The sequence below is a fragment of the Mycolicibacterium thermoresistibile genome (genome assembly GCF_900187065.1).
Lineage (GTDB): Bacteria > Actinomycetota > Actinomycetes > Mycobacteriales > Mycobacteriaceae > Mycobacterium > Mycobacterium thermoresistibile.
The window spans coordinates 949,095-966,867 of record NZ_LT906483.1 but is presented as its reverse complement, the minus strand read 5'-3'; the positions used below and the strand labels follow the sequence as shown (position 1 = coordinate 966,867).

Sequence of the window (17,773 nt, the reverse complement as noted above, 5' to 3'; positions counted from 1 at the left end):
TTACATTTTCCCGACAGTCGCACAAGAGTTGTAATTCACCGGGTGGGCGGGGTTCAGGTGAGGTCCGGACCGAGGACGGTCGAGGCGCTCGGCGGCCGCCCGCGCAGGGTGTCGTACCGGTGCAGCACCAGGATCACCGCTGCGGCGAACGCCCAGCCCAGCAGGATGTCGATGACGTAGTGCTCGGCGGTGTAGACCAGGGTGAACGCCATGGTCAGCGGATAGGCGACCAGCAGCGGCCGCCACCGGCGGTGCACCCGGGTCCACAGGAACGCCGCGACCGCCGCCGACAGGCCGGCATGCAGCGACGGGATGGCCGCCACCAGGTTGACCGCGGCCTGACCCTGGTCGATCAACGCGGTCGCGGAATGCAGGTTGAGCTTGCCCCACCCACGGGCGACGATGCGTTCCACCCAGTCGTTGGCGCCGTCCTGGGAGAACTGCATGGCGCCGAGCAGTCCGCCGTCGGGCACACCGCGGGCGCTGCGGAACATGCAGGCCGGATCCGACGGCCCGCCCTCGACGTCGGCGGGGGTGCACCGAGCGGCCGCCCACGGCGGCGCGGCCGGCAGCAGCACATAGACGATCAACGCGCCGAACGACAGCGTCACGAACAACCGGACGAACCGCTTCCACTCCTGGCGGTCCCGCAGCCACAGCACCGCGGCGATCACGTACGGCAGGATGAAGAACGACATGTAGACGGTGCTGATGACGACTTCCCACCAGGGCGGGTGCGGCAGCTTCAGCCGCTCCTGCAGCCACACTGTCGGCATCACCCCGAAGAACAGCCAGCGGTCGACATCGGCCTGCCACTGCCACAGCGTCGGCCGGCCGACCAGCGTCGCCGCGCCGCGGCTCAGGTCATAGGCCAGCAGCACGACCGCGAACGGCAGCCAGTCCCGGATGACGTAGAGCATCTTGCGGCCCTGGCCGATGCTGGCGGCGAGCAGACCGGTGGCGATGTAGAGCAGCAGCAATTCGCGGTTGAACGCGAAGCCGTCGGTGATGGTGCGGTAGACCACCACCGCGGCCCACACCCCGACCGCCAGGTACCGGACCACCCGCAGCCGCCGGTCCCGGACCGCGCGGGCCTCGTCTACTCTCGGGGTGGACTCGAACGCGACGGACGGTTCTTCGTCGATCGCGGACACAAGCAACCTCCGGGCCACCGACGCCGGCTCGACCGCCGACTGCTGGTTAACCCTAAGTTAGCCCCGATGCCACCGACTGTTCGCGTCGGCCATCGTTACCGCACCGTGTCAGGCCGCGACCTGTTCGCGTAGGAAGGCGATGTCGTCTTTGCGGCCGGCCTCGGCGGTCTCGCAGATCACCGGGGCGTCGGCGGCCTTGACCACCGCGGCCAGCAGTTGGGGATCGATCTGCCCGGTGCCGAAGTTGGCGTGCCGGTCGGCGCCCGACCCGAAGGCGTCGCGGGAGTCGTTGCAGTGCACCAGGTCGATCCGGCCGGTGATGGCCTTGATCCGTTCGACGGCGTCGATGAGCTGCTCACCGGCGGCCCAGGCGTGGCAGGTGTCCAGGCAGAAGCCGATGCCCTTGTCGCCGATGTGGTCCCACAGCCGGGCGATGGTGTCGAAGTGCCGCGCCATCGCGTGGTTGCCGCCGGCGGTGTTCTCCAGATAGACCGGCACGTCGGTCTCCAGGTAGTCCAGCGCCTTGACCCAGCGCTGGAACCCGGCCTCGAAGTCCTTGTCGTCGGCGTGGCCGCCGTGCACGATCACCGCTGCGGCGTTGATCTCCGCCGCCGCGTCACAGGTGTCCTGCAGGATCTTGCGCGACGGAATGCGCACCCGGTTGTTCGCCGACGCCACGTTGATCAGATACGGGGCGTGCACGTACAGCGGCACCGGGGAGGTGCGCAGCGCCTCGGCGTCGTCGCGGTGTTTGGGTTTCTTCCAGCTCTGCGGGTCGCCGAGGAAGAACTGGACGACGTCGGCCCCGTCGGCCTGGGCCGCGGCCAGGGGATCCTCGTTGTCGACATGTGAACCGATCAGCACGGCTGCCAGTCTAGGCAGCCACGGTGACATCGGGTCCCGGTCGAGGATGCCCGTCCGGGGATAGGCTGCCGCCATGGGCATTCGGTTTCCCTCGGTGCGCGGCGGCGGGCGCGGTCATCGCACTCCTCGTGACCCCGACCACCTCGCCGAGTCCGACCACCCCGCCGACTACGACGAACACGCGGTACGCGTCACCGGTGCGAAGGGTGAGGCGGCCGGGGTCAGGGCCGTGCTGGTGTCGATGCAGCGGGCGCTGACCTCGATGGGGCCGGTGCGCACCGCGGCCTCGCTGTTCCGGCTCAACCAGCGGCACGGGTTCGACTGCCCCGGATGCGCCTGGCCGGAGGAGCCGGGCGGCCGCAAGTTCGCCGAGTTCTGCGAGAACGGCGCCAAGGCGGTCGCCGAGGAGGCCACCACCCGGCTCGTCACGCCCGAGTTCTTCGCCCGGCACTCGGTCGCCGAGCTGTCCGAACGCCCGGAGTACTGGCTGTCCCAACAGGGCCGGCTGACCCATCCGATGGTGCTGCGCCCCGGGGACGACCACTACCGCCCGATCGACTGGGACGACGCCTACCGGCTCATCGCCGACGAACTGCGGGCCCTGCCCGACCCGGATCAGGCGGTGTTCTACACCTCCGGGCGCACCAGCAATGAGGCGGCGTTCCTGTACCAGCTGCTGGTCCGCAGTTTCGGCACCAACAACCTGCCGGACTGCTCCAACATGTGCCACGAGTCGTCGGGCACCGCGCTGATCGACGCGATCGGTGTCGGCAAGGGGTCGGTGACCGTCGAGGACCTGGTGGCCGCCGACCTGATCGTCATCGCCGGGCAGAACCCGGGCACCAACCATCCCCGCATGCTGTCGGTGCTGGAGAAGGCCAAGGCCAACGGCGCCGAGATCATCGCCGTCAACCCGCTGCGTGAGGCCGGGCTGCTGCGGTTCAAGGATCCGCAGAAGGTGCGCGGGGTGCTCGGCGACGGGGTGGCGATCGCCGACGAGTACGTGCAGATCCGCATCGGCGGGGACATGGCGCTGTTCGCCGGACTGGGGCGGCTGCTGCTCGAGGCCGACGACCGCGCCCCGGGCAGCGTCGTCGACCGGCGGTTCATCGCCGACCACTGTGCGAACTTCGCGGCCTACGAGGCCCGCACCCGCGCGGTCGACCTCGACACCGTGTGCGAGGCCACCGGCGTCTGCCGCGCCCAGTTGGAGCGGGTCGCCGCCAAGATGGCCGCCGCGCAGCGCATCGTGGTGTGCTGGGCGATGGGCCTGACCCAGCACCGCCATGCCGTGCCGACGATCGCCGAGATCACCAACGTGCTGCTCATGCGTGGCATGATCGGCAAACCGGGCGCCGGGGTGTGCCCGGTGCGCGGCCACTCCAATGTGCAGGGTGACCGCACCATGGGGATCTGGGAGAAGATGCCCGAATCGTTCCTGGCCGCCCTGGACGACCGGTTCGGCATCACCAGCCCCCGCACACCCGGTCACGACACCGTCGCCGCGATCCGCGCCATGCGCGACGGGCAGGCGAAGGTGTTCATGGCGATGGGCGGCAACTTCGCGTCGGCCACCCCCGACACCGAGGTCACCGAGGCCGCGCTGCGCACCTGTTCGCTCACGGTGCAGGTGTCGACCAAACTGAACCGCAGCCACCTGGTGCACGGCCGCACCGCGCTGATCCTGCCGTCCCTGGGCCGCACCGACCGCGACATCCGCAACGGGGTCAGACAGGTCGTGTCGGTGGAGGACTCGATGTCGATGGTGCACCTGTCGCGGGGCAGCCTGACGCCGCCCAGCGATCAGGTGCGCAGCGAGGTCGCCATCGTCTGTGAACTCGCCCGCGAACTGCTCGGCCCGGACCACCCGGTGCCGTGGGAGACGTTCGCCGACGACTACGACACCATCCGCGACGCGATCGCCGACGTGGTGCCCGGCTGCGAGGACTACAACACCCGGGTGCGCCGTCCGGACGGATTCCAGCTGCCGCATCCGCCGCGGGACTCCCGCGAATTCCCGACCGCCACCGGCAGGGCCAACTTCGAGGTGTACCCGCTGGAGTGGGTGCCGGTGCCGGACGGCCGGCTGGTGCTGCAGACCCTGCGCAGCCACGACCAGTACAACACCACCATCTACGGTCTCGACGACCGCTACCGCGGGGTGAGCGGCGGCCGGCGGGTGGTGTTCGTCAACCCCGCCGACATCGCCAGTTTGGGGCTGCGCGACGGCGACCGGGTCGATCTGGTCTCGGAGTTCACCGGCGCCGACGGGCGGCTGCAGGAACGCCGGGCCGAGGACTTCCGGGTGGTCGCCTACTCCACCCCGGTCGGCAACGCCGCCGCCTACTATCCGGAGACCAACCCGCTGGTGCCGCTCGACCACGTGGCGATCAAATCCAACACCCCGGCGTCCAAGGCCGTGGTGATCCGGCTGGAGAAGACATGGGCCGGGTGACCACCCGGCGGCGGGTCCATCACCTGCGCGCCGGAACCCTGACCACCCGGCCGGAGACCCTGGTGGTCGAGGAACCACTGGAGATCCGCCTCAACGGCGCCCCGCTCACCGTGACCATGCGCACCCCGGGCGCCGATTTCGAACTCGCCCGGGGCTTTCTGGTCGGCGAGGGTGTCATCACCCGGCGCGACGACGTGGCGACGGTGCGCTACTGCCCCGGCGGCACGACCGACGGCCGCAACACCTACAACGTGCTCGACGTGACGCTGACGCCGGGGGTCGCCCCGCCCGCCCCGGAGCTGGTCACCCGCAACTTCTACACCACCTCGTCGTGCGGCGTGTGCGGCAAGGCGTCGCTGGACGCCGTCGAACTGGTCAGCCGGCACAGCCCGGGCGACGACCCGGCCACCGTCGCGGCGGTCACCGTGGCGGAGCTGCCGGACCGGCTGCGCGCCGCGCAGAAGGTGTTCGCCAGCACCGGCGGCCTGCACGCCGCCGCGCTGTTCAGCACCGCCGGCGAGTGCCTGGTGGTCCGGGAGGACGTGGGCCGGCACAACGCCGTCGACAAGGTGATCGGCTGGGCGCTGGAACAGGATCGGCTGCCGCTGGCCGGCACCGTGCTGCTGGTCAGCGGGCGGGCCTCCTTCGAACTGACCCAGAAGGCGGTGATGGCGGGCGTCCCGATCCTGGCCGCGGTCTCCGCGCCGTCGTCGCTGGCCGTCGACCTGGCCCAGCGGTCCGGGCTGACGCTGATCGCCTTCCTGCGCGGCGCGTCGATGAACATCTACACCCGCCGCGACCGCGTGACCGTCTGATCCGCCGAGTGTCGGGTTCTGTCACGCCGCAGCCCCGTGCCGCGTGACAAGAGCCGACGCTCGGCCCCGCCGTCCCCCGGACACGAAAGAGCCCCCGCACGAGGCGGGGGCTCTTCCGTTGCCACCGGCGGACCGCCGGCGATGGTCGCCTAGCGGTAGTCGCCGTAGCCGTAGTCGTCCAGCGGAACCGCGGCACCGGTGGCCTGACCGAAGTCGGGGCTGTAGTACTGATCCTCGTAGGTCGGGATCGTGTACGCAGCGGCCCGGGCCTCCTCGGTCGGCTGCACCTGGATGTTGCGGTACCGCGGAATACCGGTACCGGCCGGGATCAGCTTGCCGATGATCACGTTCTCCTTCAGACCCTGCAGCTTGTCGCTGCGGCAGTTGATCGCCGCATCGGTCAGCACGCGCGTGGTCTCCTGGAACGACGCCGCACTGAGCCACGAATCGGTGGCCAGCGACGCCTTGGTGATACCCATCAGCACCGGACGACCGGCCGCGGGCTCGCCGCCCTCGGCCACCACCCGACGGTTCTCGGCCTCGAACTCCGCCCGCTCGGTCAGCGACCCGGGCAGAAACTCCGTCGAGCCCGAGTCGATGATGGTCACGCGGCGCAGCATCTGCCGGACGATCACCTCGATGTGCTTGTCGTGGATCGACACGCCCTGAGCACGGTAGACCTCCTGGACCTCCTTGACGAGGTGGATCTGCACCTCGCGGGGCCCCTGCACACGCAGCACCTCGTGCGGGTTGGCCGAACCTTCGAGCAGCTGCTGGCCCACCTCGACGTGGTCGCCGTCGGCGAGCAGCCGCTCCGTCCCGTCGGGATGCTTGATGACCTTCAACCGCTGACGACGGGAGAGCTTGTCGTAGACGACCTCCTCGCCCCCGTCGTCGGGGATGATGGTGATCTTGTAGAACTTGTCGTCCTCTTCGAGCCGGATCCGGCCGCTGACGTCGGCGATCGGCGCCTCGTTGCGCGGCACCCGGGCCTCGAACAGCTCCTGCACCCGCGGCAGACCACCGGTGATGTCACCGCCGACACCACCCTGGTGGAACGTCCGCATGGTCAGCTGGGTACCGGGCTCACCGATGGACTGGGCGGCGACGATGCCGACCGCCTCGCCGATGTCGACCAGCTTGCCGGTCGCCATCGAACGGCCGTAGCACATCGCGCACACCCCGGTGCCGGTGGCGCAGGTGAGCACCGACCGCACCTTGACCTCGGTGATGCCGGCCGCCAGCAGCGCCTCGATCTGCGGGTCGCCCAGGTCGTGGCCCCGTTCGACGATGACGTTGCCGTCCTTGTCGACCGCGTCGGTGGCCAGCGTCCGGGCGTAGGCCGAGGTCTCGATGTGCTGATCGCGGACCAGCGTGCCGTCCGGCTGCCGCTCGGCGAGCGTGACGTTGATGCCGCGCTCGGTCTCGCAGTCGTGCTCGCGCACGATGACGTCCTGCGACACGTCCACCAGACGACGAGTCAGGTAACCCGAGTCGGCGGTCCGCAGCGCGGTGTCCGCCAGACCCTTACGGGCGCCGTGGGTGTTGATGAAGTACTCCAGCACGGTCAGGCCCTCACGGAACGAGGACTTGATCGGCCGCGGGATGAACTCACCCTTCGGGTTGGTCACCAGGCCCTTCATGCCGGCCAGGGTCCGGGTCTGGGTGAAGTTACCCGTGGCGCCGGACTCCACGATCATGATGATCGGGTTGTCCTCGGGGTAGAAGTCCCGCAGCACCTGCCCCACCTCTTCGGTGGCGTCCTGCCAGATCTTGACCAGGGCCTCGTTGCGTTCCTCGTAGTTGAGCGCACCGCGCTGGTACTTCTTCTCGATCCCGTCCGCTTCCTTCTCGTAGCGGTCCAGGATCTCCTTCTTCTGCGGCGGCACCAGCACGTCGGCCATCGAGACCGTCACACCGGAGCGGGTCGCCCAGTAGAAGCCGGCGTCCTTGAGCTTGTCGACGGTCTGCGCGACCACGATCATCGGGTAGCGCTCGGCCAGGTCGTTGACGATCCGGGCCTGGACCTTCTTGTGCATCTGCTCGTTGACGAACGGATAGTCCTGCGGCAGCAGCTCGTTGAACATCACCCGGCCCAGGGTGGTCTCCGTCGTCCAGACGTCACCCGGCTTCCAGCCGTCCGGGAACAGCTCGGCCTCGACGTCGGCCGGCGGCCGCTGATCCGACAGCCGCACCTTGATCTTGGCCCGGACGCTCAGCACGCCGCGGTCCATCGCCATGATCGCCTCGGCCGGGCTGCTGTACACACCCTGCTCCGGGGCGTCCTTGGTGGCGGGCTGGTACTCGCCCTTGTCCCCCGGAACCATCGTGGTCAGGTAGTACAGCCCGGTCACCATGTCCAGTCGCGGCATGGCCAGCGGGCGGCCGGACGCCGGCGACAGGATGTTGTGGCTGGACAGCATCAGGATGCGGGCCTCGGCCTGCGCCTCGGCGCTCAGCGGCAGGTGCACGGCCATCTGGTCGCCGTCGAAGTCGGCGTTGAACGCCTCGCACACCAGCGGGTGCAGCTGGATGGCCTTGCCCTCCACCAGCAGCGGCTCGAACGCCTGGATGCCCAGGCGGTGCAGGGTGGGCGCGCGGTTCAGCAGCACCGGGTGCTCGGCGATGACCTCTTCGAGCACGTCCCACACCTGCGGACGCTGCCGCTCGACCATCCGCTTGGCGCTCTTGATGTTCTGCGCGTGGTTCAGGTCGACCAGCCGCTTCATCACGAACGGCTTGAACAGCTCCAGCGCCATCAGCTTGGGCAGACCGCACTGGTGCAGCTTGAGCTGCGGGCCGACCACGATCACCGAACGGCCGGAGTAGTCGACGCGCTTACCGAGCAGGTTCTGGCGGAACCGGCCCTGCTTGCCCTTGAGCAGATCCGACAGCGACTTGAGCGGACGGTTGCCCGGCCCGGTGACCGGACGGCCGCGCCGGCCGTTGTCGAACAGCGCGTCCACCGACTCCTGCAGCATCCGCTTCTCGTTGTTGACGATGATCTCGGGCGCGCCGAGGTCGATCAGTCGCTTGAGCCGGTTGTTGCGGTTGATGACGCGGCGGTACAGGTCGTTGAGGTCGGAGGTGGCGAACCGGCCACCGTCGAGCTGCACCATCGGCCGCAGCTCCGGCGGGATCACCGGCACCGCGTCGAGCACCATGCCCATCGGTGAGTTGCTCGACTGCTGGAACGCCGCGACCACCTTGAGCCGCTTCAGCGCCCGCAGCTTCTTCTGCCCCTTGCCGCTGCGGATCACCTCGCGCAGCGCCTCGGCCTCAGCGTCGATGTCGAAGTTCTCGATCAGCTTCTTGATCGCCTCGGCGCCCATCCCGCCCTGGAAGTACTCGCCGTAGCGGTCGACCAGCTCGCGGTAGAGCACCTCGTCGACGATCAGCTGCTTGGGCGCCAGCTTGGTGAAGGTGTTCCAGATCTCGTCGAGCCGGTCCAGCTCGCGCTGGGCCCGGTCGCGGATCTGGCGCATCTCGCGCTCGCCGGCGTCGCGCACCTTGCGGCGGACGTCGGACTTGGCGCCCTCGGCCTCGAGTTCGGCGAGGTCCTGCTCCAGCTTCTTGGCCCGCTCGGCCAGGTCGAGGTCACGCTGGTCCTCGACGGCCTTGCGCTCGACGGCCATCTCCGCTTCGAGCGTGGACAGCTCGTTGTGGCGCATCTCCTCGTCGACGTCGGTGATGACGTAGGCGGCGAAGTAGATGATCTTCTCGAGATCCTTGGGCGCCAGGTCGAGCAGGTAGCCGAGCCGTGACGGGACACCCTTGAAGTACCAGATGTGGGTGACCGGCGCGGCCAGTTCGATGTGGCCCATCCGCTCCCGGCGCACCTTGGCGCGGGTCACCTCGACGCCGCAGCGCTCACAGATGATTCCCTTGAAGCGGACGCGCTTGTACTTGCCGCAGTAGCACTCCCAGTCGCGAGTCGGTCCGAAGATCTTCTCGCAGAACAGGCCATCCTTCTCCGGCTTCAGCGTGCGGTAGTTGATGGTCTCCGGCTTCTTCACCTCGCCGTAGGACCACCGACGGATGTCGTCGGCGGTGGCCAGGCCGATCCGGAGCTCATCGAAGAAGTTGACGTCTAGCACGTAACTCCCTTTCCCCTTCCGGGATAGAAAAACTGGTAGTGGCGAGTTCGGGATGCGCTATGCGAGGTCCTCCACCGAGGCGGATTCGTTGCGCGACAGGTTGATGCCCAGATTGGCCGCCGCGCGCTCCAGATCCTCGTCGTCGCCGTCGCGCATCTCGATCGCGGCGCCGTCGCTGGACAGCACCTCGACGTTGAGGCACAGCGACTGCAGCTCCTTGAGCAGCACCTTGAAGGACTCCGGAATCCCGGGTTCGGGGATGTTCTCGCCCTTGACGATCGCCTCGTACACCTTGACCCGGCCGACGGTGTCGTCGGACTTGATGGTCAGCAGCTCCTGCAGCGTGTACGCGGCGCCGTAGGCCTGCATGGCCCAGCACTCCATCTCGCCGAACCGCTGGCCACCGAACTGCGCCTTACCGCCCAGCGGCTGCTGGGTGATCATCGAGTACGGGCCGGTGGAGCGGGCGTGGATCTTGTCGTCCACCAGGTGGTGCAGCTTGAGGATGTACATGTAGCCGACCGTCACCGGGTACGGGAACGGTTCCCCGGAGCGCCCGTCGTACAGGATCGCCTTGCCGTCGTTGTCGACCATCTGCTGACCGTCGCGGTTCGGCAGGGTCGAGGCGAGCAGCGCCTGCAGTTCCTCCTCCTGCGCACCGTCGAACACCGGGGTGGCGACGATGCTGTTCGGCGGGGCCGAGTGCAGCTCCTCGGGCAGCTTGGACGCCAGGTCCTTGTCGCCGACGAGGTTGATGTCCCAGCCGCTCTTGGCCACCCACCCGAGGTGGGTCTCCAGGATCTGGCCGATGTTCATCCGCCGCGGCACACCGTGGGTGTTGAGGATGATGTCGACCGGGGTGCCGTCCGGCAGGAACGGCATGTCCTCGACCGGCAGGATCTTGCCGATGACGCCCTTGTTGCCGTGGCGCCCGGCCAGCTTGTCGCCGTCGGAGATCTTGCGCTTCTGGGCCACGTAGACGCGGACCAGTTCGTTGACACCGGCCGGCAGCTCGTCGTCGTCCTCGCGGGAGAACACCCGGATGCCGATGACCTTGCCGGACTCGCCGTGCGGCACCTTCAGCGAGGTGTCGCGGACCTCGCGGGCCTTCTCGCCGAAGATCGCGCGCAGCAGCCGTTCCTCCGGGGTCAGCTCGGTCTCCCCCTTCGGGGTGACCTTGCCGACCAGGATGTCGCCGTCGCGGACCTCGGCGCCGATGCGGACGATGCCGCGCTCGTCGAGGTCGGCCAGCACCTCATCGGAGATGTTGGGGATGTCCCGGGTGATCTCCTCGGCGCCCAGCTTGGTGTCGCGGGCGTCGATCTCGTGCTCCTCGATGTGGATCGAGGTGAGCACGTCCTCCTCCACCAGCCGGTTGGAGAGGATGATCGCGTCCTCGTAGTTGTGGCCCTCCCACGGCATGATCGCGACGAGCAGGTTCTTGCCCAACGCCATCTCACCGTTCTGGGTGCACGGCCCGTCGGCGATGACCTGCCCGGCCTCCACCCGCTGCCCGGCGTCCACGATCGGCTTCTGGTTCGCGCAGGTGCCGTGGTTGGACCGGGCGAACTTGCGCAGCATGTAGGTCTCGCGGGTGCCGTCGTCGTGCATGACGGTGATGTAGTCGGCGGAGACCTCCTCGATCACGCCGGCCTTCTCCGCGACCACGACGTCGCCGGCGTCGATCGCGGCCCGCAGCTCCATGCCGGTGCCGACCAGCGGCGCCTCACTGCGCACCAGCGGAACCGCCTGACGCTGCATGTTGGCACCCATCAGGGCCCGGTTGGCGTCGTCGTGCTCGAGGAACGGAATCATGGCCGTGGCCACCGACACCATCTGGCGCGGCGAGACGTCCATGTAGTCGACCTGCGAGCCCGACACGTACTCGATCTCGCCGCCCTTCTTGCGGACCAGCACGCGGTCCTCGGTGAACCGGCCCTCGTCGTCGGTGGGCGAGTTGGCCTGCGCGACGATGTAGCGGTCCTCCTCGTCGGCGGTCAGGTAGACCACCTCGTCGGTGACCACACCGTCGACGACCTTGCGGTACGGCGTCTCGATGAACCCGAACGGATTGACCCGGGCGTACACCGACAGCGAGCCGATCAGACCGATGTTCGGACCCTCGGGGGTCTCGATCGGGCACATCCGGCCGTAGTGCGACGGGTGGACGTCGCGGACCTCGAGGCCGGCGCGCTCCCGGCTCAGACCGCCCGGGCCCAGCGCCGACAGCCGGCGCTTGTGGGTCAGACCCGACAGCGGGTTGTTCTGGTCCATGAACTGGCTCAGCTGGCTGGTGCCGAAGAACTCCTTGATCGCCGCCACGACGGGGCGGATGTTGATCAGGGTCTGCGGCGTGATCGCCTCGACGTCCTGGGTGGTCATCCGCTCGCGCACGACGCGCTCCATGCGGGACAGGCCGACCCGGATCTGGTTCTGGATCAGCTCGCCGACGGTGCGCAGGCGGCGGTTGCCGAAGTGGTCGATGTCGTCCTCTTCGACGGGGACCTCGAAGCCGCCCGGCACGGTCATCGTCGTGTCGCCCTGGTGCAGCCGCACCAGGTACTCGATGGTGGCGACGATGTCCTCTTCGGTGAGCGTGGTCGTGGTGATCGTCTCACCGGCCGGCAGGCCGAGCTTCTTGTTGACCTTGTAGCGGCCGACGCGGGCCAGGTCGTAGCGCTTCTCCTTGAAGAACAGGTTCTCCAGCAGGGTCTGCGCGGACTCCTTGGTCGGCGGTTCGCCCGGGCGCAGCTTGCGGTAGATGTCCAGCAGCGCCTCGTCGGTGTTGGCGGTGTTGTCCTTCTCCAGGGTCGACATCATGATCTCGGAGAAGCCGAACCGCTCGACGATCTGCTCGTTGGTCCAGCCCAGCGCCTTGAGCAGCACGGTGACCGGCTGGCGGCGCTTGCGGTCGATGCGCACCCCGACGGTCTCGCGCTTGTCGACGTCGAACTCCAGCCAGGCGCCCCGGCTGGGGATCACCTTGACGCTGGTGATGTCGTTCTCAGTGGCCTTGTCCTTGGACTTGTCGAAATACACGCCCGGGGACCGCACCAGCTGGCTCACCACGACACGCTCGGTGCCGTTGATGATGAAGGTGCCCTTCTCGGTCATCATCGGGAAGTCGCCCATGAAGACCGTCTGGCTCTTGATCTCGCCGCTCTCGGCGTTCATGAACTCCGCGGTCACGAACAACGGCGCCGCGTAGGTCATGTCCTTGTCCTTGCACTCCTCGACGGAGGCCTTGACCTCGTCGAAGCGCGGATCGGCGAAGGACAGCGACAGGTTGCCGGAGAAGTCCTCGATCGGGGAGATTTCGGAGAGTACTTCCTCGAGGCCACTGATCGGGTCGGTCTCTCCGCGGGCGATGGCCTTTTCCCGCCAGGTGTCCGAGCCGATCAACCACTCGAACGATTCAGTCTGCACATCAAGCAGGCCCGGAACCTCCAGCGGTTCGCGGAGCTTGGCAAAAGAAATCCGGTTGGGTGCGCCGGGAATGGAGTTATTGGTGTTAATGGCTGACTTGCTCTGGCTAGAGACGGCCAAGATGCATCCTTCCAGCACCTCATGCGACTGTTCGGGATGCCGGGTGGCACCGGTTCCCGGTCGTCGCGTATCTGCGTCGGTTCGGCTGGCTTCATCAAGCCGCCTACTCCCGAACGCACAGCGGCAACTAGATCACTGAGCGGAAAACCGATGCTCAGGCTAGGACCACGGTGTCGGGTGCGGGTAGAGGTGGGCAGGATGCAGCCAGCGCAACGTCTAACGATAGCGCGGATTCACGCATTCCTCAACCACCGCATGTCAACATAGCGGGTTTCCTCAGCTGGCGCTGGCTGGCGTCCTGATCCGCTACGAACATGCTGCTCAACAGAGTGGCGTGTTTCGGCCCGTCCGTCAAGACTTGTCCCGGTCTTTGATGATCGGCTGTGGAGGAATTCCGGACCCGGCTTGCCGGTTTGCCCGGTTCGACACGAGTTGTTCAACCCCGGTTCAGCCACCGGTCCACCGCTGGATCGCCCCCGCGACCGACCACCGGGCGCGCGCGGTCGCACCCTGGCCCGGCCCGGCGGTGGTGGCGCCGGACGGCCGCCGCCGGTGCGCTGCTGGGGCTCGTCACACCGGGATCGGCCGGGGATTCGCTGCCGGCGCGCGCAGCCGCGATCGACACCGCGCGCGGTCGGGCACACCGCAGCCATGCCGCACCGAGCCCGGCGCACACCCGGGTGCGCACAGCCGAACGGACCGGCCCCTCACCGGGAGGGACCGGTCGCGTTCGTTGCTGGCTGGAGTCTGCTCCGGAGCGTTACTGTTCGCCGGCCACCGGGATGGATGCCGTCGGGGCGTCGTCCTCGTGCGCCCGGTGCTGCCCGGCCCCGGAATCGCCGAACTCGTCGGCCCGATACTTGTGCGTGCCCTCGAGGTCGTCGCGGATCGCGGCCTGCGCGGCGGGCGGCAGGGTGTGCAGGATCTCCCGCACCCGGGCCCGGCGCCGGTGCACCGCCTGCCGCTCGGGCATACCCGGCGTGGCGGTCAGCTGCGGCGGCACGCCGACGATCTCCTCGACACCGCCGTCGTGGTGGCCGGCGTCGACCATGGCCTGCTCTTCGGCCATCGTCAGCTCGTCCTTCTCCTCGGACATGCCGATCGGACCGATCCGGCGCCCGTTGAGGAACTGCCGCACCACCGGCTCGTCGCTGGTCAGCAGCACTTCCCGCGGGCCGAACATGACCAGCCGCTTGCGGAACAGCATGCCGATGTTGTCCGGCACCGTCCGGGCGATGTTGATGTTGTGCGTGACGATGAGGATGGTGCAGTCGATCTGCGCGTTGATGTCGATGAGCAGCTGGCTCAGATACGCGGTACGCACCGGGTCCAGACCGGAGTCCGGCTCGTCACAGAGGATGATCTGCGGATCCAGCACGAGCGAGCGGGCCAGGCCGGCACGCTTGCGCATACCACCGGAGATCTCGCCAGGGAACTTGTTCTCGTCACCGGCCAGACCGACCAGCTCGAGCTTCTCCATGACGATCTTGCGGATCTCGCTTTCCTTCTTCTTGGTGTGCTCACGCAGCGGGAAAGCGGTGTTGTCGTAGATGCTCATCGACCCGAACAGGGCGCCGTCCTGGAACATGACGCCGAACAACGTCCGGATCTCGTACAGCTCCTTGGCGGTGCAGTCGATGATGTTGGTGCCGTCGACGATGATCTTGCCGCGCTCCGGGCGCAGCAGGCCGATCAGCGACTTCAGAAACACCGACTTACCGGTACCGGACGGGCCCAGCAGCACGCTGACCTCGCCCGCCGGGATGTCCATGGTGACGTCTTCCCAAATTCGCTGGGGCCCGAAGGACTTGGTCAGCCCCTCAACTTGAATACCAATGCCCACGAGCGATCCTTCCCAGTTCAAAACCTGTGCCGACGATGTGCGCCACGGCCACCTCTACCTGTGGCTTGAGTCACTGTAGCCTACGGCCCATTATGCCCCCACAGGGATGGGCCTAGATTTCTGAGGTCACAATCCGGCGTCGCCCGCACCGGCGATTGCGCTGGTGGCACGCCCGGGAGCGGTGTCCCGCCGGCGGGACACACGCCGCGCGCCATGCGGAGTGAGCCGGAGACGCCGGTGGGGCCGGCCCGTCGGGCCGACCCCACCGATCCGTTCTGACGCCCTACTTGACGGTGACCGTCGCGCCGGCGGCCTCGAGCTTGCTCTTGGCCTCCTCGGCGGCCTCCTTGGCGACCTTCTCCAGCAGCGGCTTGGGAGCGCTGTCGACGAGGTCCTTGGCCTCCTTGAGGCCCAGGCCGGAGACGATCTCCCGGACGACCTTGATGACGCCGATCTTCTTGTCACCGGCGGACTCGAGGATGACGTCGAACTCGGTCTGCTCCTCGGCGGCCTCGGCCGGGGCGCCACCGCCCGCGGCACCCGGGGCGGCCGCGACGGCGACCGGCGCCGCGGCGGTGACCTCGAAGGTCTCCTCGAACTTCTTCACGAACTCCGAGAGCTCGAGCAGGGTCATCTCCTTGAAGGCTTCGAGCAGTTCGTCGGTGCTGAGCTTTGCCATGAGTGGTCCTTCCTAGTGGGTTGGGGTGCCGAACCGCGCTACGCGGCGTCCTCGGCGGGCTTCTTCTCTTGCAACGCGGCCGCGAGACGCGCGACCTGGGATGCGGGCGCGTTGAACAGGCCGGCGGCCTTGGCCAAGTTGCCCTTCATCGCGCCGGCCAGCTTGGCCAGCAGCACCTCGCGCGACTCCAGGTCGGCGATCTTCTCGATTTCGGCGACGGACAGTGGGCGGCCGTCCATGTAGCCGCCCTTGATGACCAGCGCCTTGTTGTCCTTGGCGAACTTCTTGATCGCCTTCGCGGCGTCGACCGGCTCGCCGGTGACGAACGCGATCGCGGTGGGGCCGCTGAACAGCTCATCGAGACCCTCGATGCCGGCTTCCTCGGCGGCGCGCTGAACCAGCGTGTTCTTGGCGACCCGGTAGCTCGCCGATTCCCCGAGAGCCCTGCGGAGCTCGGCGAGGTCGGCTGTCGTCAGCCCCCGGTACTCGGTGACGACGGTGGCCGTCGCCTCCTTGAACCGTTCGGCGATCTCGGCAACCGCGGCGGCCTTGTCAGCTCGGGCCATGCAATGCCTCCTCGTGGTGGATGTGGATGTGCCACCGCAACCGCCGCGAGGCCGGAAATGACGAACGCCCCGACGCAGACAGGTCGGGGCGCGCAACGATCGGCGAAACCTCGTCCTCCTGCGTGGGCCGCCGGGATCACTCCCGGACCTTCGACCGATTGTTCATCGGTGACCGACGGTCTTCGGTGGAACCACCCGAGAATAGCGTGGCCGGGCCCATCAGCCAAAACGATGCGCTCAGCTGATCCCCACCAGCACCAGCACCAGCATGATCACGAGCAGGGCCACCCGCCGCCAGTGCAGCCGGTCCCACAATCGCGCCGATTGCCGCAGTTCGTGCGCCGGCTGGTCGGCGGGGTAGTTCGCGATCCGGTTGTTGAGCGGAACCATCATCGCGATGGTCACCACCAGCACCAGGACCATCACGGCCGCCGCGCTGCCGATGAGCCAGGTCGGGTATCCGCCCGGCGCGACGACGGCGGCGGCGAGGAGCAGCGCCAGGGTGGCGGCGTACCAGAACGGCATGACGCGGCCGAGTTGGTCGGCGCCGGCGCTGCGGGCGGCGCGAAAGGCATCGTCAGGCAGGCGGCTCAGCAGCGGATGCAGAAACACCGCCACCGCGATCTCGCAGCCGACCAACGGACCGGCCAGCAGGACCGCCAGAGCCTGGATTGCCGCTGTCATGCACCCCACCGTCCCGATGTGCTGACAAAAGCACAAGTAGTGACGTTTTCGTCAGCGGACGGGGTCATGGTGGCGGTTCCGGGAACCAGCCCAGCCCGCGACCTGGTCGACGCGGGCCTGACCTTGCGATTTCGGCGTGCTGACGACCGCTGAGCGACCGTCAGCACGCCGAAATCGCCAGTCGAGCGGCACCAATGAGCCCGGCGGTAGCGCCGAGCCGGGCCGGCACCACCCGAAGGCCGCGCAGGAAGCTCAGGCCGGTGTATGTCGTCAACGCCTCGGCCAGCGGGTCGAACAGCACCGGCCCGGATCGGGCCACCCCACCGCCGATGACCACAAGGTCCAGGTCGCACACCGCCGCCACCGACGAGATCGCCGCCGCGAGCGCGTCGGCACCCCGGCGGTAAGCCCGCACGGCAACCGGAACCCCCGCCGCGGCGGCAGCGGCGAGGTCCTCGGCATCGGCGTCCGGCGGGGCGTTCCAGCCGTTCGCCCGTGCCCACCGCACCATCGCGGGTCCGGCGGCCATCGTCTCGACGCACCCCCGGCCACCGCAGCTGCACGCGACGCCCCGCGGGTCGACGACGACGTGTCCGACGTGACCGGCGTTGCCCGTCCGGCCCTGGTAGGGCATGCCGTCGAGGACCAGTCCCCCGCCCACCCCGGTGGAGACCACGATGCCCAGCACGAACCGGGCGCCGCGGCCCGCGCCACGCCACTGTTCCCCCATCGCCATGCACAGACCGTCGCCGCCGAGCCGGACCGGAACCCCGGGCAGCGCCGCCGAGACCCGTTCGGTCAGCGGGAACCGGGACCACGCGGTCAGGTTGATCGGGCTGACCGTGCCGGCGGTCAGGTCGATCGGTCCGGCCGAGCCGACGCCCACCGCGCGCACCCGCCCACCGGCTCGGGTCAGCGCGTCGTCGATCAACCCGGCGAGCACCGTCCACACGGCTTCGGCGTCGCCGCCGGGGGTGGCGGCATGGGTGTGGTGGACGAGGCCGCCGTCGCCGTCGACCAGCCCGGCGGCCAGCTTGGTGCCGCCGATGTCGAGGGTCAGCGTGAGCACG

General features: G+C 68.5%; 11 protein-coding genes. 2 read left to right on the top strand and 9 right to left on the bottom strand.

Going from position 1 to position 17,773, the window contains the following annotated elements:
- Positions 1-53: 53 nt before the first annotated feature.
- Positions 54-1,154, bottom strand: a complete 1,101-nt coding sequence (locus CKW28_RS04370) for a phosphatase PAP2 family protein (protein WP_003926020.1) — start codon at positions 1,152-1,154, stop codon at positions 54-56.
- A gap of 108 nt (positions 1,155-1,262) precedes the next feature.
- On the bottom strand, positions 1,263-2,018 hold the full coding sequence (locus CKW28_RS04365) for a deoxyribonuclease IV (protein WP_003926019.1): 756 nt from the start codon (positions 2,016-2,018) through the stop codon (positions 1,263-1,265).
- Positions 2,019-2,091: 73 nt separating this feature from the next.
- Here CKW28_RS04365 and CKW28_RS04360 point away from each other — a divergent pair, with 73 nt between their 5' ends.
- Positions 2,092-4,473: an FdhF/YdeP family oxidoreductase gene (locus CKW28_RS04360; protein WP_003926018.1), complete on the top strand. Its 2,382-nt coding sequence runs from the start codon at positions 2,092-2,094 to the stop codon at positions 4,471-4,473.
- Positions 4,461-5,288, top strand: coding sequence for a formate dehydrogenase accessory sulfurtransferase FdhD (gene fdhD, locus CKW28_RS04355; protein WP_003926017.1), 828 nt, complete (start codon positions 4,461-4,463; stop codon positions 5,286-5,288). The genes CKW28_RS04360 and fdhD overlap by 13 nt, the downstream gene beginning before the upstream one ends.
- 149 nt (positions 5,289-5,437) lie before the next feature.
- Here the strand turns inward: fdhD and CKW28_RS04350 are convergent, their stop codons facing one another.
- From CKW28_RS04350 to CKW28_RS04315, 7 genes are all read right to left on the bottom strand, one after another.
- Entirely contained in the window at positions 5,438-9,385 is a 3,948-nt protein-coding gene (locus tag CKW28_RS04350; protein WP_003926016.1) for a DNA-directed RNA polymerase subunit beta', read from the bottom strand.
- Positions 9,386-9,442: 57 nt separating this feature from the next.
- Positions 9,443-12,949 carry a DNA-directed RNA polymerase subunit beta gene (gene rpoB, locus CKW28_RS04345; protein ID WP_040547077.1) on the bottom strand — a complete coding sequence of 1,169 codons (3,507 nt, stop codon included), beginning with the start codon at positions 12,947-12,949 and terminating at the stop codon, positions 9,443-9,445.
- Positions 12,950-13,691: 742 nt separating this feature from the next.
- The gene (locus tag CKW28_RS04335; RefSeq protein ID WP_003926013.1) at positions 13,692-14,774 is read right to left on the bottom strand and encodes an ABC transporter ATP-binding protein; all 1,083 of its coding nucleotides are present in this window, start codon (positions 14,772-14,774) and stop codon (positions 13,692-13,694) included.
- 283 nt (positions 14,775-15,057) lie between these two features.
- Positions 15,058-15,453, bottom strand: coding sequence for a 50S ribosomal protein L7/L12 (rplL, locus tag CKW28_RS04330; protein ID WP_003926012.1), 396 nt, complete (start codon positions 15,451-15,453; stop codon positions 15,058-15,060).
- 38 nt (positions 15,454-15,491) lie between these two features.
- Complete coding sequence (gene rplJ, locus CKW28_RS04325) at positions 15,492-16,019, bottom strand: 50S ribosomal protein L10 (protein WP_003926011.1); 528 nt, start codon at positions 16,017-16,019, stop codon at positions 15,492-15,494.
- A 237-nt stretch (positions 16,020-16,256) separates the two neighbouring features.
- Complete coding sequence (locus CKW28_RS04320) at positions 16,257-16,703, bottom strand: anthrone oxygenase family protein (protein WP_003926010.1); 447 nt, start codon at positions 16,701-16,703, stop codon at positions 16,257-16,259.
- A 160-nt stretch (positions 16,704-16,863) separates the two neighbouring features.
- On the bottom strand, positions 16,864-17,772 hold the full coding sequence (locus tag CKW28_RS04315) for an ROK family protein (protein ID WP_003926009.1): 909 nt from the start codon (positions 17,770-17,772) through the stop codon (positions 16,864-16,866).
- Between the last annotated feature and the right edge of the window lies 1 nt (position 17,773).